The 19,727-nt window shown below is 40.0% G+C and carries 18 protein-coding genes; 8 read left to right on the top strand and 10 right to left on the bottom strand.

What is annotated here, in order from left to right; genetic code table 11:
• Positions 1–150: 150 nt before the first annotated feature.
• The 6 genes from prmA to rsmD all read right to left on the bottom strand — a co-directional run bounded on the left by prmA (position 151) and on the right by rsmD (position 6,770).
• Positions 151–1,032, bottom strand: coding sequence for a 50S ribosomal protein L11 methyltransferase (prmA, locus tag AC5NT5_RS15075; RefSeq protein WP_494513860.1), 882 nt, complete (start codon positions 1,030–1,032; stop codon positions 151–153).
• A gap of 67 nt (positions 1,033–1,099) precedes the next feature.
• Entirely contained in the window at positions 1,100–2,953 is a 1,854-nt protein-coding gene (gene rpoD, locus AC5NT5_RS15070) for an RNA polymerase sigma factor RpoD (RefSeq protein WP_182671437.1), read from the bottom strand.
• 388 nt (positions 2,954–3,341) lie between these two features.
• Complete coding sequence (gene dnaG / locus AC5NT5_RS15065; protein ID WP_494513861.1) at positions 3,342–5,093, bottom strand: DNA primase; 1,752 nt, start codon at positions 5,091–5,093, stop codon at positions 3,342–3,344.
• 244 nt (positions 5,094–5,337) lie between these two features.
• Positions 5,338–5,784 (bottom strand): GatB/YqeY domain-containing protein, encoded by a 447-nt coding sequence (locus AC5NT5_RS15060; RefSeq protein ID WP_494513862.1) that lies wholly within the window; start codon positions 5,782–5,784, stop codon positions 5,338–5,340.
• 19 nt (positions 5,785–5,803) lie between these two features.
• Complete coding sequence (rpsU, locus tag AC5NT5_RS15055) at positions 5,804–6,019, bottom strand: 30S ribosomal protein S21 (protein WP_002957797.1); 216 nt, start codon at positions 6,017–6,019, stop codon at positions 5,804–5,806.
• A 145-nt stretch (positions 6,020–6,164) separates the two neighbouring features.
• A complete protein-coding gene (gene rsmD / locus AC5NT5_RS15050) occupies positions 6,165–6,770 on the bottom strand; it encodes a 16S rRNA (guanine(966)-N(2))-methyltransferase RsmD (RefSeq protein ID WP_182682564.1) in 606 nt (201 codons plus the stop codon).
• A gap of 207 nt (positions 6,771–6,977) precedes the next feature.
• On the opposite strand from rsmD, the gene ftsY reads away from it, so the two are divergent.
• The 4 genes from ftsY to rpoH all read left to right on the top strand — a co-directional run bounded on the left by ftsY (position 6,978) and on the right by rpoH (position 11,970).
• The gene (gene ftsY, locus AC5NT5_RS15045; protein WP_494513863.1) at positions 6,978–9,044 is read left to right on the top strand and encodes a signal recognition particle-docking protein FtsY; all 2,067 of its coding nucleotides are present in this window, start codon (positions 6,978–6,980) and stop codon (positions 9,042–9,044) included.
• Between the two features lie 87 nt (positions 9,045–9,131).
• On the top strand, positions 9,132–9,809 hold the full coding sequence (ftsE, locus tag AC5NT5_RS15040) for a cell division ATP-binding protein FtsE (protein ID WP_002957793.1): 678 nt from the start codon (positions 9,132–9,134) through the stop codon (positions 9,807–9,809).
• Positions 9,806–10,792: a permease-like cell division protein FtsX gene (gene ftsX / locus AC5NT5_RS15035; RefSeq protein ID WP_165744576.1), complete on the top strand. Its 987-nt coding sequence runs from the start codon at positions 9,806–9,808 to the stop codon at positions 10,790–10,792. The genes ftsE and ftsX overlap by 4 nt, the downstream gene beginning before the upstream one ends.
• A 314-nt stretch (positions 10,793–11,106) precedes the next feature.
• Positions 11,107–11,970: an RNA polymerase sigma factor RpoH gene (rpoH, locus tag AC5NT5_RS15030; RefSeq protein WP_002957791.1), complete on the top strand. Its 864-nt coding sequence runs from the start codon at positions 11,107–11,109 to the stop codon at positions 11,968–11,970.
• A 343-nt stretch (positions 11,971–12,313) separates the two neighbouring features.
• Here the strand turns inward: rpoH and AC5NT5_RS15025 are convergent, their stop codons facing one another.
• Genes AC5NT5_RS15025 through gpmM form a run of 4 tightly spaced genes read right to left on the bottom strand, consistent with a single transcriptional unit; the run spans position 12,314 to position 17,113 of the window.
• Positions 12,314–13,075, bottom strand: coding sequence for a divergent polysaccharide deacetylase family protein (locus AC5NT5_RS15025; RefSeq protein ID WP_024597557.1), 762 nt, complete (start codon positions 13,073–13,075; stop codon positions 12,314–12,316).
• A gap of 50 nt (positions 13,076–13,125) precedes the next feature.
• A complete protein-coding gene (locus AC5NT5_RS15020) occupies positions 13,126–14,391 on the bottom strand; it encodes a S41 family peptidase (protein ID WP_494513864.1) in 1,266 nt (421 codons plus the stop codon).
• 34 nt (positions 14,392–14,425) lie between these two features.
• Complete coding sequence (locus tag AC5NT5_RS15015; protein WP_024603730.1) at positions 14,426–15,565, bottom strand: murein hydrolase activator EnvC family protein; 1,140 nt, start codon at positions 15,563–15,565, stop codon at positions 14,426–14,428.
• Positions 15,566–15,568: 3 nt separating this feature from the next.
• Positions 15,569–17,113, bottom strand: coding sequence for a 2,3-bisphosphoglycerate-independent phosphoglycerate mutase (gene gpmM / locus AC5NT5_RS15010; RefSeq protein ID WP_494513865.1), 1,545 nt, complete (start codon positions 17,111–17,113; stop codon positions 15,569–15,571).
• Between the two features lie 338 nt (positions 17,114–17,451).
• Between gpmM and AC5NT5_RS15005 the strand changes: the two genes are divergently transcribed.
• From AC5NT5_RS15005 to gpsA, 4 genes are read left to right on the top strand one after another with little or no spacing between them, the layout of a single operon-like run.
• Positions 17,452–17,883, top strand: a complete 432-nt coding sequence (locus AC5NT5_RS15005) for a rhodanese-like domain-containing protein (protein WP_002957784.1) — start codon at positions 17,452–17,454, stop codon at positions 17,881–17,883.
• 31 nt (positions 17,884–17,914) lie between these two features.
• Entirely contained in the window at positions 17,915–18,172 is a 258-nt protein-coding gene (grxC, locus tag AC5NT5_RS15000) for a glutaredoxin 3 (RefSeq protein WP_002957783.1), read from the top strand.
• Between the two features lie 34 nt (positions 18,173–18,206).
• A complete protein-coding gene (gene secB / locus AC5NT5_RS14995; protein WP_002957782.1) occupies positions 18,207–18,692 on the top strand; it encodes a protein-export chaperone SecB in 486 nt (161 codons plus the stop codon).
• A 3-nt stretch (positions 18,693–18,695) separates the two neighbouring features.
• Positions 18,696–19,703: an NAD(P)H-dependent glycerol-3-phosphate dehydrogenase gene (gene gpsA / locus AC5NT5_RS14990; protein WP_494513866.1), complete on the top strand. Its 1,008-nt coding sequence runs from the start codon at positions 18,696–18,698 to the stop codon at positions 19,701–19,703.
• The last annotated feature ends 24 nt before the right edge of the window (positions 19,704–19,727 follow it).

Below are 19,727 nucleotides of genomic sequence, written 5' to 3'. Positions count from 1 at the left end.
TAGGTTGATTTGTTTGAAATTCATACAGATTTTATTTTTTACAAGATAACTAGAAAGTTTTTGGATATGTAAAAAAATAGTAAAGCCTGTTAAATACAGGCTTTACATGCATGTTTTGAGTTAATGCTCTAGATTTGATTGTTCGATTTATTACGCTTTTTTAGTGCCACTTACTCGAGTCCAATCACCTTCAACGGCAATGTCATCTAGTTCAATAAACGGTGCATAAATGTCAGCAACCGATTGCGCTTGTTCTTCTAAAATACCTGACATGGCAATTTTACCACCTGGCTTTAATAACCCTAAAATCACACTATGTAATTCGCGAAGTGGCTGGGCTAAAATATTAGCCACTACTATATCTGCACTAAACTCAGGTTGGTTTTCTGGAAGGTATACTTCGAGTTTATCTGCAACACCATTTCGATTCGCGTTATCAAGGCTTGCTTCAAGCGCTTGAGGGTCAATATCTATCCCAATCATACGCTCTGCACCTAGTTTTATAGCTGCAATACCTAAAATGCCTGAGCCACAACCAAAATCAACAACCGTTTTACCCGTCAGATCTTGGCTTTCTAACCATTTAAGGCACAAGGCCGTTGTTGCATGTGTGCCCGTGCCAAAAGCAAGGCCAGGGTCTAGCAATACATTTACTGCATCAGGGTCAGGAATGTCGCGCCAGCTTGGGCAAATCCATAGTTTTTCGCCAAATTGAATAGGGTGGAAGTTATCCATCCATTCACGTTCCCAGTCTTTATCTTCAAGTTGCTCTATTTTGTATACTAAATTGTCTTTTAGCTCATCATGGCGCTTCAATAACGCAATGACTGCGTTCATATCATGATTAGCTTCGAATAAGCCAATAACTGTGGTATCAGCCCAGAACACAACGGTGCCAATTTTAGGCTCGTAAATAGGGGTGTCTTTTGCGTCAATAAAGGTTACTGAAGCGCTACCCGCTTCCATTAATAGATCGCTTACGGCATCAGCTGTTGCAGAATTGGCATTAATACGAATTTGGATCCAAGCCATGGTTATTTCCTTCAAATAGAAAAAAGGCCGCTATAGCGGCCTTTTTAGTTTATATAGTAGCGCTAAATTATTTAGCGTCTAAAAAGCTTTTCAGTAAATCTGAGCGAGAAGGGTGGCGTAATTTACGCAGTGCTTTCGCTTCTATTTGACGAATACGTTCACGTGTTACGTCAAACTGTTTACCTACTTCTTCTAAGGTGTGGTCGGTATTCATATCAATACCAAAACGCATACGTAGTACTTTAGCTTCACGAGCTGTTAAGCCTGCAAGTACATCGTTAGTTGCGCCACGAAGAGATTCCATTGTTGCCGAATCGATTGGCGAATCAATAGTTGTATCTTCGATAAAGTCACCTAAGTGAGAATCTTCATCATCACCGATTGGTGTTTCCATTGAAATTGGCTCTTTAGCAATCTTAAGTACCTTACGGATTTTATCCTCAGGCATCATCATGCGTTCTGCTAATTCTTCTGGATTTGGCTCACGACCCATTTCTTGTAACATTTGACGAGAGATACGGTTAAGTTTATTAATCGTTTCAATCATATGCACAGGGATACGGATTGTTCTTGCTTGGTCAGCAATAGAGCGTGTGATTGCTTGACGTATCCACCACGTAGCATAAGTAGAAAACTTATAACCACGGCGATATTCAAACTTATCAACCGCTTTCATCAGACCAATGTTACCTTCTTGGATTAAATCTAAGAATTGTAAGCCACGGTTTGTGTATTTTTTAGCAATTGAGATTACAAGACGTAAGTTAGCTTCAACCATTTCTTTTTTCGCACGGCGTGCTTTCGCTTCACCTATGCTCATTCGACGGTTGATGTCTTTAATACGCTCAATGCTTAAACCTGTTGTTTGTTCAATAACAGATAATTTATTAATGCTACGAATGATTTCTGGCTTAACTTCTTCAAGTTTAGCTGAATACTTTTCGTTACCTGAAATTTCTAAATCAACCCAAGAAGCGTCAGTTTCGTTATTAGCAAAATGCTTAACGAATGTTTTCTTTGGTAATTTAGCAATTTGAACAGCTTGCTTCATGATTAGGCGTTCTTGAACACGAACACGATCCATCATTTCACGCATGTTATTTACCATGCGGTCAAACTGTTTAGGTATTAATTTAAATGTTCTGAAAAGCTCACCAATTTCAAAAATGGCTGCTTGTGATTCAGGATGCGAACGACCTTTAGCTTCAAACGTATCACGTGCTTTATTATATAAATCACGTAAATTTTCAAAATGAATACGAGCTTCTTCAGGATCTGGCCCTGTGTCTATCTCTTCTTCATCTTCATCATCATCGCTATCAGCATCATCTTTGTCATCTTTATCGTCGTCCTCAAGTTGCTTAGCACTTAATTCTGAACCGATGTTAGTTGCTGAAATTGGCGCTGTATCTTCATTAGGATCGATAAAGCCAACGATAATATCGCTTAAACGCATTTCTTCAGCTTCAAACTTATCCCACTGCTCTAGTAGGTAAGTGATTGCTTCAGGGTACTCTGCAACAGAAATCTGTACTTGATTAATGCCTTCTTCAATACGTTTAGCGATTACAATTTCGCCTTCGCGTGTAAGAAGTTCAACAGTACCCATTTCGCGCATGTACATGCGAACTGGATCCGTTGTACGGCCGATTTCTTTTTCTACAGTCGCAAGGGCTGCAGCGGCAGCTTCAGCTGCGTCTTCGTCTGTCGTTGTTTCTTGCATCATTAATTCATCAGCATCAGGCGCGTTTTCGCTAACCTTGATACCCATGTCATTAATCATGCTTATGATATCTTCTACTTGATCTGAGTCTATAATGTCTTGTGGAAGGTGATCATTTACTTCTGCAAAAGTTAAGTAGCCTTGCTCTTTACCTTTCTGAATCAGAAGTTTTAATTGTGACTGAGGAGTTGGATCCATAGAGATTGTTTCTTCCACTCTGATAAGTTGATACAACAGGCGCCATCATGTAGCTTGCATTAAAGCTAGCTAGAATAATGTGACGCAGTGAATAGCACAGTATAACAGTTTAAATCAATTTTGACTAGGGTCTGTTGGCCTTTCAGGATTAAAGTTTGTTCTATCCAAGGGTGGTTTAATCGCGGCGCGAGGTTTGTAACCTAGTGGGCTAAGTAAAAACCGAGCAACAAAAGAGTAAACCTCCCTTGGGTCGAACCCAAAGGGCAGCGTGTTTGGAATTATGCTGCGTTATCGCCTATATATGTGGAATAACCACACTACATAGGCTCTGTCTTGTCTAAATACCAAACACACTGCTGTAAACTTAACCTCGAAAGATAAACAGACCCTAGCTGTTAGTCGCTTTTAACGCTGTCATTAACAAATGACACTCAAGCCTTTCATCGCTACTAAGGCCTTGCGTCTTGTCCTTTATTAATAGGGTCTCGAGTCGATAATTTAAACACTGATCTTCAATAAACTTGAAAGTATTTTTAAAAACCGTCTCTAAACGTTCTTCATTTATCTCATGTTGCCACGTTGCAAGCTTGATTAATGGCTCGTAATCTTCAGTTCCTCGAAAAAACTCGAGCAGTTGCGCAGTGGTCACATTTTCTTTTTCTAAAGCTTGTTCTTGCAATCGTAATAACAGCTCTATGCCAGCAATGTTCATTTGTGCAAGCTCAGGTAAATACGGCACACTTTTAGCTAAATTAGGGTGCTGGATCAATATACCGATAGCTTGGCGCATAGGTGTTATTTTAAATTTACGTTCAATAGAGTGTTGCTGTTTAGGCGTTTTTAAACGGCTATTCAACTGCTCACGCGTTCTGCCAATTAAGCGTCCTAATTGTTCAAGAATGTTTTCTTGATAAAACTCACTTGGAATTTTTTCAATTAGTGGAAGTGCTGCACTAAGAAGTTTAGCTTTTCCTGAATCGAGTGTTAAATCAACTTCTTGGCTTAATTTATTAAACAATACTTTGGTAAAGTCATCTGCTTGGCTTAGGCGCAATTCGAATTGCTCCTTACCTTCTTTTTGTACAAGCGAGTCAGGGTCTTCGCCATCTGGTAAAAATGCAAATTGTAGTGCTTTACCATCGTTTAAATAAGGGAGTGCATTTTCAAGTGCCCGCCAAGCTGCATCACGGCCAGCCCTGTCGCCATCGTAACAACAGATTACTTTATCAGTAGTTCTAAATAAAGTGTGCATGTGCTCGCTTGTTGTTGCTGTCCCCAGTGATGCAACTGCATATTCAATCCCTTGTTCAGCTAAGGCAACAACATCCATATAACCTTCAACAATCATTACATGATCAAGTTTTTTATGGGCTTGCTTTGCTTCGTAAAGTCCATAAAGCTCAAAGCCTTTATGGAAAATTCGGGTTTCTGGCGAGTTTAGATATTTTGGCCCTTGGTCGGCTTGCATTACACGCCCACCAAATGCAATAACGCGTCCGCGTTTATCGCGAATAGGGAACATTAGGCGATCGCGGAAAAAATCAAATTGTCTGCCTGGTGTTTTTTCTGAAGCTAGCTTTAGCTCAACTAATTGCTCTTTTTGTTCTTTATTACGACCAAGCTGTAGGCATAGCCCATCCCATTCACTGGGAGCGTAGCCAATCATAAATTTTTTAACAGTTTCACCGCTTAAACCACGGCCTTTAACATACTCAATAACAGCAGCAGAATTACTATGGTGTTTTAATTGGTGCTGATAAAAGCGAGCAGTATGAAGCATTAAGTCGTAATCGGAGCGCTTTTGCGCAGCCGTACGCTCTGGTGCTGAATTTGCGCCTTGTTCTCGAGGTACTTCTAAGTTAAGCATGCTAGCTATTTCTTCAATAGCATCTACAAACTCTAGCTTTTCGTACTCCATTACAAACGAAATTGCATTACCATTAGCGCCACACCCAAAGCAGTGATAAAACTGTTTGTCTTGCGATACAGTAAATGAGGGAGATTTTTCGTTATGAAATGGGCAGCAAGCTTGATAATCCTTACCTGCTTTTTTTAGACCTACTTTTGAGTCTATCAGGTCGACAATATCGGTTCTGGCAAGTAAATCGTCTATAAAGTTACGTGGGATCTTTCCGGCCATTAGTAAAATACAGTCCTGAAATAATAAGAAGAAGAACGAATATGAAATTTACTTTTTTATACTTGCTTGATGCAAAATATAGTGTGCTTTAACTTACCAAAATGACAGCGAAATAAATAGGGAAGCTATAAAAAATTTCATTTCAAAGTAACCTAATCGGTGTACTTTTTATTAAAGTTAAAAACAAAGAAACCGAGCGCTAGGCTCGGTTTACTTCAATCATACTTTAATGTATGTGGGAGTATTAGGCAGTTAATCGTTGCTTAATTAAACCAGAAATCTTACCCATATCGGCTCGACCTTCAGCTTTGCTTTTGATTATACCCATTACTTTACCCATGTCTTGCATACCTGCTGCATTAGTATCAGCAATAGCCGCGTCAATGAGAGCAATTATTTCTTCTTCACTCAATTGTTGAGGTAAAAAAGTTTCAAGCGCTACTATTTCATTGGCTTCAATATCAGCTAAATCATCACGCCCAGCATCTTTGTACTGAGTGTAAGAGTCACGACGTTGTTTAACAAGCTTCACTATAACGGAGGCAATACCTGCGTCGTCTAGCGTTATTTGCTCGTCAATTTCACGTTGCTTGATTGCAGCAAGTACCATACGAATAGGGTTAAGACGTTGCTTGTCTTTAGCTCTCATCGCATCTTTTTGCGCATCTTTTAGCGTTATTAAAAGGCTCATTTATACAAGACCTAATATATTAGTATAATTTAACGCGACGAGCGTTATCACGAGAAAGTTTTTTCATGTGACGTTTAACTGCAGCAGCTTTTTTACGCTTACGCTCAGCTGTTGGTTTTTCATAGTGCTCGCGACGACGAACTTCTGAAAGGATTCCTGCTTTTTCACATGAACGCTTGAAGCGACGAAGTGCTACGTCAAACGGTTCGTTCTCTCTTACTTTAATTACTGGCATTAAAAATTCACCTACCTAAATTATGAGCGTTGCTCAAGTTGATCAAACATTGATCAAGTGGTTCAAAAATGGTGCGGTATTGTAATCCGAAGCAACACCACATGTAAAGGACAATATTAACAGAAACGCATTACGTTAAACAGTATTAATTTGCTTGGCGCTGGTACAGTTGGCAAAGTACTTGCCCCGCATTTTTTTCTTTAATTAACAACCAGTTGGTTGGTGTTTCTAAGGCGGCTAGCTCTGCCTCTACTTCAACATAAATTAATGCGTCGTTGCTTAACCATTGGTTTTTTTCTAATAAATCGCAGGTTGTTTGCGCTAAATCTTTACGAAATGGTGGGTCAACAAATACAAGATTAAAGGCTTTGTTTGTGTTTTTTTGCTCTAAAAAGGAGAGCGAATTGGTATGTTTAACGTATGCGTTGTCGAGCTTTAAAGTGCTAATGTTTTGTTCTAATTGCTTAGCGGCTAATGAGTCGAGTTCGATAAATGTAGCGCTTTTAGCAAATCGAGACAGTGCTTCAAATCCCAATCCACCAGAACCTGCAAAACAATCAAGTACATTTGCGTCACGCGTATCTTGCATTAGCCAATTAAATACAGTTTCTTTAATTCGATCGGTAGTAGGTCTCAAGCCTTCTACGTTTTTAACAGGGAGTTTACGGCCTCGAAATTGACCACTAATCACTCTAATAAAGCCATCACTGGGCTTGTTAGTAGCTTTATTTTGCGTTGTTTTTTTTCTCATTTAGCTCACTAAAAAATGGTATATGGTATCTAGCTCAGATAATATTATGGGCGATTACGTGTAGCTTCATTTTTCAACCGCATTAAAAGTGTTACTATTGAACACTTACGTTTTGAATGGTTGTATTTATTAGCAACTATTGCTGGGCATTGCCAAGCTATTTCAAATTTTAGTTTATCAGATTTTTATAAGTGGTTATTAGCAAGTATGACAAAAAAAAGTAAATTCATGTCGTGGCTCGGTTTTGGCAAGTCAGATAAAAAAGAAGCAGAGCAAAAAGCAGCAGCTGATAAACAACAAGTATTAGCGCAAGAAGAGGCGCAGAAGCTAGAGCAAGAAAAACTAGCGCAGCAAGCTGAAGCTGATCGTTTAAAAGCTGAGGCTGAAACAGAGCGCTTAGAGCAAGAGCGTATCGCTGCTGAAAAAATTGAAGCAACACGTTTAGAGCAAGAAAAACTAGCGCAGGAGCAAGCTGAAGCTGAACGGTTAAAAGCAGAGGCTGAAACAGAGCGTTTAGAACAAGAACGCCAGCGTGCTGAAAACGCGGAAAAAATTGCCATTGAGCAGGCCAATGCTGAATTGCTTGCAAAACAGCAAGCAGATGCCGAGGCGCAAAGACAAGAACATGCGCAACGTTTAGCCGATCAAGAAAAAGAGATGCGCTTAGAGCAAGAACGATTAGCGGCAGAAAAAGTAGAGGCTGAGCGACTAGAGCAAATACGCCTTGAAAAACAAGATGAGGCGATCAAAGCCGAAAAGCTTGCAATAGAGCAAGCGAATGCTGAGTTATTAGCAAAAGAACAAGCGGACGCTGAAGCTCAAAGGCAAGAGCAAGCGAAGCGCTTAGCAGAACAAGAAGCGCAGATGCTTTTAGAGCAAGAACGCATTGCGGCTGAAAAAGCAGAAAATGAGCGCTTAGAGCAAGTACGTATTGCAGCTGAAAAAGCAGAAAATGAGCGCTTAGAGCAAGAACGCCTTGTAGCTGAAAAAGCAGAGAATGAACGATTAGAGCAAGAACGCCTTGCAGCTGAACAAGCAGAAAATGAGCGTTTAGAACAAGAACGCCTTGCAGCTGAAAAAGCAGAGAATGAACGCTTAGAGCAAGAACGTATTGCAGCTGAAGAAGCAGAAAACGAGCGTTTAGAACAAGAACGCCTTGCAGCTGAAAAAGCAGAGAATGAACGCTTAGAGCAAGAACGCCTTGCGGCTGAAAAAGCAGAAAATGAGCGTTTAGAGCAAGAACGTATTGTAGCTGAAAAAGCAGAAAATGAGCGTTTAGAACAAGAACGTATCACAGCAGAACTTGCAATTGAAGAAGCTAAAAAAGCCGAAAAGCCAAAAAAAGAAGGGTTTTTCTCTCGTCTTAAAAAAGGCTTGTTAAAGACTCGCGTTAATATAGGTTCTGGTTTTGCGTCTATTTTTAGTGGAAAAAAAATAGACGACGAATTATTTGAAGATCTTGAAACTCAATTACTCACCGCCGATTTAGGCGTTGATACCACCATGAAGTTGATTGATCGTTTAACTGATGCAGCGAACCGTAAACAGTTAAAAGATGGTGATGCGCTTTATGAGTTAATGAAACAAGAAATGGCTGCGATGCTTAAAACGGCAGAACAGCCTTTAGTCATAAGCGAAGATAAAAAGCCGTTTGTTATTTTAATGGTAGGCGTAAATGGTGTTGGTAAAACAACGACTATTGGTAAAATGGCTAAGCAATTTCAAAACGAAGGTAAGTCGGTTATGCTGGCTGCTGGTGATACGTTTAGAGCGGCAGCTGTTGAGCAGCTTCAGGTTTGGGGTGAACGTAACAGCATTCCCGTTATTGCACAGCATACAGGTGCAGATAGTGCATCAGTTGTGTTTGATGCATTCCAAGCGGCTAAAGCACGTAATATAGACGTGTTAATTGCTGATACAGCTGGACGCTTGCAAAATAAAGATAATTTAATGCAAGAGCTTGAAAAAATAGCTCGTGTAATGAAAAAGATTGATCCTGATGCGCCGCACGAAGTGATGTTAACTATCGATGCAGGCACAGGGCAAAATGCAATTAGCCAAGTAAACCTGTTTAATCAATGTGTTGGTTTAACTGGTATTACGCTTTCAAAACTTGATGGAACTGCAAAGGGTGGTGTTATTTTTGCGGTTGCAGATAAGTTTAATATTCCAATTCGTTACATTGGTGTTGGTGAAGGTATTGATGATTTACGCGCTTTTAAAAGCGATGATTTTATTGATGCGTTATTTAGCCAAGATGAGGACGACGTTTAATTTACCAAAAAAGGGAGCTAGCTCCCTTTTTAATTGCGAGGAATACTAATTTCATTAATGTGTTAATGGAGTTGGCATAATAAAAAGATGATAAATTTTCAGCAAGTAAGTAAGACCTATCCTGGAGGGCACCGCGCCCTCGAAAAAGTTAATTTTCATATTAAACCGGGTGAACTTGCCTTTTTAACTGGCCACAGTGGTGCGGGTAAAAGTACGTTGCTTAAGTTAATTAGCTTAATGGAACGTCCTTCAGCAGGTAGTGTATTTATCAACGGTGTTGATTTAAACAAAGTAAACTCGCGTCAAATTCCTTATGCTCGTCGTGATATAGGTATTATTTTTCAAAATCATAGGTTATTAGAGCGCTACACTATTTTTGATAACGTGGCATTACCTCTCATTATTGAGGGGACTCACCATAAGCAAATAGCTAAACGGGTCCATGGCGCGCTTGACAAGGTAGGCCTAATTGACAAAGTGAAATGTCATCCTTCAATGCTCTCTGGAGGCGAACAACAACGTGTTGGTATTGCCAGAGCTATTGTAAACTCCCCACCAATTTTACTAGCTGATGAACCAACAGGTAATCTTGACCCAGAGCTTTCAATGGAAATACTCAAGTTGTTTGAAGACTTTAATAAACACGGTACCACTGTTCTTATCGCAACGCATGATTTGGGTTTGGTTGCACGTATGAAGTATCGCAGCTTAACCTTAAAAGATGGCCGTATGCTTCAAGACCCGCTTGCTGAGGGGGCACTATGAGTTTACTTTTTAAAGGTCGCCAAAATAGTAATGACAAGCAAAAAAAATCAGTATTAGCTGGCAGTTATTTTTTTATTATTAATATTTTTCGCCAAGGTGTGCATAGCTTAGGTGAAATGTGGCGCACGCCGCTTGCATCTATGATGACTATCGCTGTACTTGGTTTGAGCCTAACGTTACCTGCAACACTTTACTTAGTCGTTAAAAACGTACAGCAAGTGAGTAGTGGCTTTGAGGAGGCGAGTGAAATATCGTTGTTCGTTAAAGAAAGTATGAACGAGCAAGAAACGCAAACATTAGTAAAGCGTTTAGCACTTTACCCAGAAGTGGAAAGTGTTGAGTTTATTTCAAAACAACAGGCATTAACTGAATTTAAAGACGTATCTGGCTTTGGGCAAGCTTTGGAGTATTTAGATAAAAATCCATTACCGGATGTGGTGCTCGTTACTCCAACAAAACGTCACAGACACCCAAATGCCGCTAAAGTACTGCTAACTAAATTAGAAAGTGAACGTGAAGTTGATTTTGGTAAGCTCGATATAGCCTGGTTAGAGCGTTTAAATGCATTACTAGATTTACTTAAAGAAAGTGTAATAACCATCGCATTATTACTACTTACCTCAGTGACACTTATTATTGGTAACACCATTCGTTTGTCGATCATGGATAAAAAAGAAGAAATACAAGTAATGAAGCTAGTAGGCGCAACGAACACCTTTATACATGCCCCATTTTTGTGGACCGGTATTTGGTATGGTGTAATAGGTGGTTTGTTTGCCTTTATATGCGTAGGACTGATGATGTGGTGGCTTTCAAGCGCTGTGAGCAGTGTGGCGGGGGTGTATCAAACAAGCTTTTCGTTAATAGGATTATCGCTTAATGAACTCGGCTTTTTAGTGTTACTTGCAACAAGCTTAGGATTTGTAGGTTCGTACCTTTCTGTAAATCGATATATTAAAGAAATAGAACCCGATAAAGTATAAAAAACCCTGCAAACTATAAGTGAACCAACCCAGCTTGATATGCGTATCGTATCGGACTGGGTTGTACCTCCCGTTATTAAAACTGTCATATTTGTGTACTATCCTCCCATAAAGTAATGAGTTGTAAATAAGGTGATGCGGTTAGGTTAATTGGCTGCAATCCCTCAATTCATCACTTATTCAGTCGCTTGTAGTAGACTAAACACATACTAAAAACTGCTTGATTTATACTTTTAAAAAGTTTTAAATTGGGGTTAGCACTCTTAGAGAAAGAGTGCTAAGATAGTTTCAAATGTTTATCACCGAGGTGAAAAATGAGTAAAGATTTATACGCAATGGCACTTACAGTCGGACAACAAAGCGCAAGCATGGACGGTTACCTTCAAGCGGTAAGCACTATTCCTATGCTTAAAGTTGAACAAGAGCAAGAACTTGCTAAAAGACTTCAGGAAGAAGGCGATCTTAGTGCTGCCAAGCAACTCATTATGTCGCATTTACGCTTTGTAGCACATATTGCTAAAAGCTACTCGGGATACGGCTTACCACAAGCTGACCTTATCCAAGAAGGTAATATAGGCCTGATGAAAGCGGTTAAACGTTTTGACCCTACAGTGGGTGTACGTTTAGTGTCGTTTGCAGTGCATTGGATTAAAGCCGAAATTCACGAGTTTGTTCTTAAAAACTGGCGCATAGTTAAAGTTGCAACCACTAAAGCGCAACGTAAATTGTTTTTTAATCTTCGTAAAAACAAAAAGCGTTTAGGCTGGTTCAACCAAGCTGAGGTTAGCACTGTTGCTAGCGAGCTAGGTGTGAGTGAAAAAGAAGTACGTGAAATGGAATCGCGCATGAGCGGCCAAGACATGGGCTTTGACCTAACTGGTGACGATAACGACGATGCACCAACAAGTACATACTCTCCAGTACAGTATTTAACAGATGGCGCAGCTGACTTAGCTGACGACGTTGAACAAGAGCAGTGGAAAGAGCAAGCGCATACCCGTTTATTTAGCGCACTTAAAACACTAGATGAGCGTTCGCAAGATATTGTTAGCGCTCGTTGGTTGTCTGATGATAAAGCAACCCTTCAGGAGCTTGCACAAAAGTACAGTGTATCTGCTGAGCGTGTTCGTCAGCTTGAAAAAACAGCGATGAAAAAATTACAAAGCGCTATGAGCTAATATTGCTCAAGCAGCAAAATTTAAAAAGCCCTGCATGAAAATGCGGGGCTTTTTGCTTTTGAGTAGGTTGGTTTGGGCGAAGCGAAACCCAACGATAAAATATCTAATTAAGTAATACCGATACTCTGCATTATTGAATGGTTATACCAATCCGCAATAATACTTAATCATTTTGCGGGGCTAAACGTGTCGCTACCTGCGTTAAAAAATTCTCATTTAGAGCAACTAAATAGCGAATTTTTGCCTAGCTATCAACACGTTTTTCCGCCCTCAAAATAGACCACTTAATTAAGCGAATTGGTATTAGTTTATTATTCGGATATAGCATTATTTAAAGCTTATATTACCGAGCACTCACTCCTTTTCCCTCAGCATGCGCTAACTGAATGTATTTACGTTCAACTAATTGCGAAACCGGTACGAGTTCAAAACCTTGCTTAGTTAGCTCTGGTAAGGCATGGCGTAAAAACTCGATGGTTTCAGGGTAGGGGTGAGCAATTGCAATGGCAAAGCTATGGGAAATGGCTAATTGTTTTAACTCTTCAAGCCTTAGCTGCAGTTGTTCTGGTGTAGTTATGTTGTCTAAAAACACTTGGCGACTAATATTAGCAACACCCAAAAAGTTAGCGGCATTTTGTGCCTGGCTCAAATCGGTTGTGCGACTATCTAAAAAATATAAATGACGCTTTTTAAGTACTTCCATTGTCCACTTCATAGCTTGGCTTTTTTGCGTAAGCGCTGAGCCCATGTGGTTATTAACGCCTTTAACTTGCGGTAAACTAGCGAGAGCGGTTCCAAGAGTTTGCTGAAGCTGCTCTTTATTCATATTTAAAGTAAGCGCACCAGGCCCTAGTTCTTTACCGTTAAGTGCTTGCATAGGCACATGAAGCAATAACTCTTTATTTGATTGACTGGCAAGTGTTGCAAAAATTTGCGAATAAGGGGTATGGGGCAAAATTGAATACGACAATTGCCCAGGTAAGGAAAGGAACTCTAAGTCCCGTTGATGATAGCCTATATCGTCTATCACTATTGCTATTTGCTTGGCGCTAATTGTTGCAGAGCTAAAACAAATAGCTAATGTTAGCCATTTTATTATTTTCACGTTTATAGTTTTTATTATCTTTTTAGCTTTATTTATACAGCTTATGCAAGCTATTGCATGCTGAGTAATTGTTTGGCTTTAACCAACTGTAAATCGGTTAGATTACCAGTAAGTAATTGCGCATTATTGTTAGTGTGTTCATTTTTTATTATAACGGCTTTATTACTTTGTGAAAGGTTTGTTTGATTAACCGCCACATCTGGGGTTATTCCTATTCCATCAATCGATTTACCTAATGGTGTGAAGTATTTCGCTGTGGTGAGCTTTAATGCGGTATTGCCATCACCGAGTGGAATAAGTGATTGTACAGAGCCTTTCCCAAAAGATTGGCTGCCAACAATGGTTGCTCGTTTATTATCTTTAAGTGCTGCTGCAAGTATTTCGGCTGCAGAGGCTGAATTTTCGTTTATAAGTACAACTATGGGCGCATTTTTTAGAATGTCTCCACGCTTTGCATAAAATGCTTGGTTGGCATCGTAAAAACGTCCTTTAGTCGTCACTATAGTGCCACTTTGTAAAAATAGGTCTGATACAGCCACTGCGCTTTGTAATGTCCCCCCTGGGTTATCACGTAAATCAATTACTAAGCCTTTAAGTGGGTAGCCAAAATGGTTTTGCAGGGCGGCAACTTGTAGTGCAACTTCATGTAATGTGTGGTTAGAAAAGTTATTGATAGCTATGTAGCCAGTTCCAAAATCTAAAAGTTCGCTTGTTACACTTTCGAGGTTTATTTGGCGACGTGTAACATGAAAAGTGAGTGGGTTTTTATTGTTATCGCGATTTACAATTATATCTATATTCGAAAATTCACTGTCTCTTATTAGTGTTGCTACTTCGTCGATAGTACGGTTTTGGGCTGAGTTGTTGTTTACACTTACAATAATATCGCCTGGTAAAATACCTGCCGCTTTTGCGGGCGAATTATTAACCACGTTAACAATAGTCATATTCTCGTCTATGTTTTTAACTTCTATACCAATACCTGTGTAACGACCATTTGTGTTATCAAATAATGAGGCTAATTCATACTCATTTAAGTACTTAGAATAGGAGTCGAGTTTTGAATATAAACGCTCAAACTGCTGGTTGTTATATTTAATATGGTGGCTATTTTGTAAGGTGAGATCTTCAACGTAATAGGTATGAATGTTAAAGAGTATTTCGTCTATTTGTTGTCTTTTAAGATCTTTAATTGAGCTTGCTAGTGCATTACTAGTAAAGGTAATTAGGGTTAGTAATACAAGCAAGTACAGACTTATATAAAAGTCTGCACTTTTTTTATTAACGGTATTTATTGTGTGTTTTTTAGTTGTCATCAGCTGCTCCAGGGCGGTGCAGCGATTTATCTAATTAAATACGTTTGCACCATTTTACAGGATTTACTGCGCGTCCTTTGTGGCGTATTTCAAAGTATAGACCAGAACTTGCCTGTCCGCCGCTTTGGCCTACCAAAGCGAGGGTTTCGCCTTCACGTACCATATCTCCTACATCTCTTAGTAGCGTTTGAGCGTGGCCATATAGGCTCATAAAACCTTCACCATGGTCTACAACAATTACCCACCCATAGCCTTTTAGCCAATCGGCAAATACAACTTGGCCGTTGTGCACGCTATTAATATTAGTACCTTCTTTTGCACCAATTAATACGCCTTTCCAATCAATACCACCATGTTTACGTTGGCCGAATGTGTGCTCTAACTTGCCTTTGCTCGGCCAGTCTAATTTTCCCTTGCTCTTATTTAGGCCAAGTAATTCTATTTTTTGTGTTTTTTCTTTTTCGAGCTCTTTAATCGTTGTTACTAAAGTTTGTTGGTTTTCTTTTAAATAATTTATTGAGCTTTTAGTGCTGTTGAGCTGAGCTTGTAAGTTTTTAAGATTTGCTTGGCGTTCACTTTGCGCATTAAGTAATGCAGTTTGACGCCTTTTTTGTTCATCAAATAAAAGCTCTAGTTTTTCTTGTGTTTTAACAAGCTCTTCTTGGTTTTGTACTATTTGCTGTTGGAGATCTTTTAGATCTTCGATTTGTTCAATACGGGCTTTATTTAAGTAATTGTAATAGCTAAGTGTGCGCTCAAACTTGGCTGTGTCTTCTTGATTCAACAGCATTTTAGAGTAGTCGTCGCCACCGGCCATATAGGCACTTTTGAGTTGCGCGGCTAAAATTTTCTGAAACTGAGTGTGTTTTTTATCAAGCTCATCGGCTTTACTTTGTAACTCTTTTTGCTGTGTTTTAGTCTCTTTTACGGATTGCTCTGCCATGTTAAGTGCTTTAGCATTTTTAGCTATATCGAGTTCATGGCTTTTTAGATTTTTTTGTAGCGACGCTATTTTTTTTCTTTGGGCGTTATATTCAGCTTGGCTTTGCTCAAGTGCATTTTGAACCTCTGATAAATCTTTTTTAGTACGATCTTCATTAGCAACTGCAGATGCAGCCACTAATGAAGTTAGTATCAAACCGCACTTAATTAACCGGTTAATACGTTTATTCATGTGTTATTTCAACATCATGATAGGCGTACCAGTCATTTCTTTTGGTTGCTCCATACCCATTAAGTGAAGCATTGTTGGGGCTACATCACTTAAGGCTTTACCTTGCATTGGCTCTGCATCGCGACCTACATAAATAAAATGCACCGGTTCGCTAGTGTGGGCAGTATGTGCTTGGCCAGTTTTGAGATCAGCCATTTGCTCAGCATTACCATGATCGGCTGTAATTAGTGCTTCACCACCAAACTCTTCTAGTGCATCAACAACACGTCCGATACAGCTATCTACAGCTTCACAAGCTTTAACAGCAGCTTCAAATACACCTGAGTGACCAACCATATCGCCATTAGGGTAGTTACAAATAATAGCATCGTATTTACCGCTTTTAATTGCTTCTACTAGTTTGTCGGTTAGCATTTCTGAGTTCATTTCAGGTTGTAGGTCGTAGGTTGCTACTTGCGGCGAAGGAATTAGCTCGCGTGTTTCACCTTTAAATTCACTTTCACGTCCGCCACTAAAGAAAAACGTAACGTGTGCGTATTTTTCGGTTTCTGAAATACGAAGCTGTGTTTTATTATTTTTTTCAAACCATTCACCAAGTACGTTTATTAGTGGTGTAGGTCCAAATGCAACAGGTGCGTCTATATCGGCTGCATACTCTGTCATCATTACAAATGCGCTAAGCTCTGGCGTTCTTTTTTTAGTAAAACCATCAAATTCAGGCTCAACAAAAGCGCGGGTAATTTCGCGGGCTCTATCTGCTCTAAAGTTAGCAAAAATAACGGTGTCGCCATCGTTTATTGAAGCCGGAGTGGCACCTGTTGGCGTAATAGTCGTAGCTGCTACAAACTCGTCGTTTTCGTCGCGCTCGTACGCTGCATTAAGTGCTTCAACACCATTATCAAAATTAAAGTCGCCTTCGGCGAGCGTCATTACGTTGTAAGCTTTTTCTACACGGTTCCAACGGTTGTCTCTGTCCATTGCGTAGTAACGGCCAATAAGTGATGCCAAACGTCCGCACTTAAGTTTACTAAATAACGCTTCAATTCGTTCGATTGATGCTTTTGCGCTACGTGGAGGTGTGTCACGGCCGTCTAAAAATGCATGGAAATAGACTTCTTTAGCACCACGTTTTGCCGCCAGCTCAATACTTGCAACTATATGATCTTCATGGCTATGCACACCACCTGGGCTTAAAAGACCCATTATGTGAACCGCTTTACCAGCACTTACTGCTTTGTCTATGTTTTCAACTAAGGCTGGGGTTGAATCAAACTCGCCATCGTTAATTGCTTTGGTGATACGGGTAAAATCTTGATACACAATGCGCCCTGCACCTAAGTTTACATGACCAACTTCTGAGTTACCCATTTGACCATCAGGAAGACCAACATCTAAACCCGAAGCAGATATTAATGTGTGTGGGCGGGTGGCCCATAAGTCGTCTAATACAGGTGTGTTAGCTGCAAGAATAGCATTACTTTGCGTATCTTCGCGGTGTCCCCAACCGTCTAAAATCATTAATACCAGTGGTTTTTTATGCTCTGTCATAATAGCTCCTGAAAATTAGTATCTGTTGATGGATACTGTGCACCTAAAAAGGTTTATTAGCGTGGTTTTAGCATACCGTGTTTTTAAGCTAGGATCAGCATTGAAAACAAGATATTAAATATTTTTACTTATACCTTATTGACTAACATGAACTCTGCTTGAAATAGATTTATTATCCAGAGTTCTGTTAACTATATATGGGGGGCTTTATCGTTTTTTAAACGTCTCTAAGTGCTCCTAAACTCGCATTTTAGGTTGGTTTGGGTATACTTGCGTGGCTAAAGTACAAAATAATTAAAACATCACGTTTTAAAACATAATTTCATAGTGGAAGTAGAATGGATCAATATATTGAATTTATTACAAATCATCCCATTTTAAGCCTTGCTTGGGTTGGTATTGTTTTCCTTATTGTTAGTGGCTGGATAAAAAGTAAGCTTTCAGCTGTTCGTCAAATAAATCCCCAGCAGCTTACGTTACTTATTAACCGTGATGACGGTCAAGTAATCGATATACGTGCGCAAAAAGAGTTTAATGCAGGGCGTATTTCTGGTGCTGAGCACTTAAGCCCAGAGAATGCGAAAAAATCTGACTTTTCAAGCCTTGAAAAGTACAAGACTAAACCCATTATAGTTGTATGTACTACAGGTATGACTGCCCAAGGTACTGCAGCCGCTATGAGTAAAGCTGGTTTTGAACGAGTTTACTTATTAGCAGGTGGCATGGGTGCGTGGCAATCTGCCAGCTTACCAACTACAACAGGTCGCTAATCAGTTTAGCTAGGCCGATAGAGGATTTATTATGAGTAATGTTGTTTTATACACCAAGGCGTATTGTCCATTTTGTCAGCGTGCTCTTTCGCTTTTAAACAGCAAAGGCGTTGAATACACAAATTATGATATTGGTGTGCAGCCTGAGCTACGCGATGAAATGATTGCCAAAGCAGGTGGTGCAAGCACAGTACCGCAAATTTTTATTAATGATGAACATATCGGTGGCTGCGACGACATGATGGCTATTGAAGCGCAAGGTAAACTTGACGCTAAGCTAAACGCTTAATTTAATTATAATAACGAACAAGTTAGGAATAACAATGAACGAAGAAAATCAAAACGTAGCAGCTGCAGAAGCTGGCGCACAATTTACCATTCAACGCATTTACACTAAAGATGTATCGTTTGAAACGCCAAACTCTCCGGCCATCTTTCAAAAAGAATGGACACCAGAAGTTAAGCTAGACCTAGATACACGCTCAAACAAGTTGGACGAAGGTGTATTTGAAGTTGTTTTAGCGCTAACTGTAACTGCATCTATTGGTGAAGAAACTGCGTTCTTATGTGAAATTCAACAAGCAGGTATTTTTACTATTGCTGAAGTTGAAGAAGTGCAACTTGCGCACATGCTAGGTGCATTTTGTCCTAACGTATTATTTCCATATGCACGTGAAGCTGTTTCAAACCTTGTTAACCGTGGTACTTTCCCACAGCTTAACCTTGCGCCAGTTAATTTTGATGCGTTATTTGCACAATACATGCAACAACGTACTGCGCAAGCTGACCAGGCTTCAGCAGACGCATAACTTATGAGTACAGCAACTACAGCTGTTACTGTATTAGGGGCGGGGTCTTACGGCACCGCCCTTGCTATTTGTTTAGCCCGAAATGGTCACCAGGTGACACTTTGGGGAAGAAATAGCGACGACGTTGCCACGCTTGCAGCTGAGCGGAAAAATCAACGTTACTTACCTGATGCTCCTTTCCCAGATACTCTTACTCTTGAAGCTAACTTACAACATGCCGTTGCTAGCAGTGCTATTGTACTTGTTGTTGTGCCAAGCCATGCTTTTGGCGACACGCTTGCGCAGATAAAACCTGCATTGCAAGAGGGTGCTAAAGTAGCGTGGGCAACTAAAGGGCTTGAGCCTAATACTGGACGTTTGTTACAAGAAGTTGCTTTGCAAGAATTGGGTGATGACATTCCACTTGCGGTACTTTCGGGTCCTACGTTTGCAAAAGAAATGGCGATGGGGTCACCTACAGCTATTTCAGTGTCTTCAACGTCACCTGAATTTGCTCAGCAGCTGGCCGATTTACTTCATTGTGGTCGCTCATTCCGTGTGTATAACAATGATGACTTTATTGGTATACAGCTCGGTGGTGCGGTTAAAAATGTAATTGCAATTGGCGCCGGTATTTCGGACGGTGTAGGTTTTGGTGCTAATGCGCGTACCGCGCTCATTACCCGAGGCCTTGCAGAGCTCACTCGTTTAGGTTGCGCTCTGGGTGCTAAGCCAGAAACCTTTATGGGAATGGCAGGCCTTGGTGATTTAATACTAACCTGTACAGATAACCAATCACGTAATCGTCGATTTGGTTTGGCGTTAGGTAAAGGCGAGAGTGTTAATGCTGCTATTGAGTCTATTGGCCAAGTAGTTGAAGGCTTTAGAAACACTAAAGAAGTGTATTTACTAGCGCAGCGTGCTGACGTAGAAATGCCAATCACTGAGCAAATTTATAAAGTACTTTATGAAAATAAAGACATGAAAGAAGCCGCTATGGCTCTTTTAGGACGAGAACAACGCGCTGAATAAGCGCTTGAGCTAGGCCTTAACTAA

It is taken from the genome of Pseudoalteromonas sp. J2K-J599, from assembly GCF_059295115.2.
The sequence above is the reverse complement of the archived record's forward strand: the minus strand, read 5'-3'. Positions and strand labels throughout refer to the sequence as shown.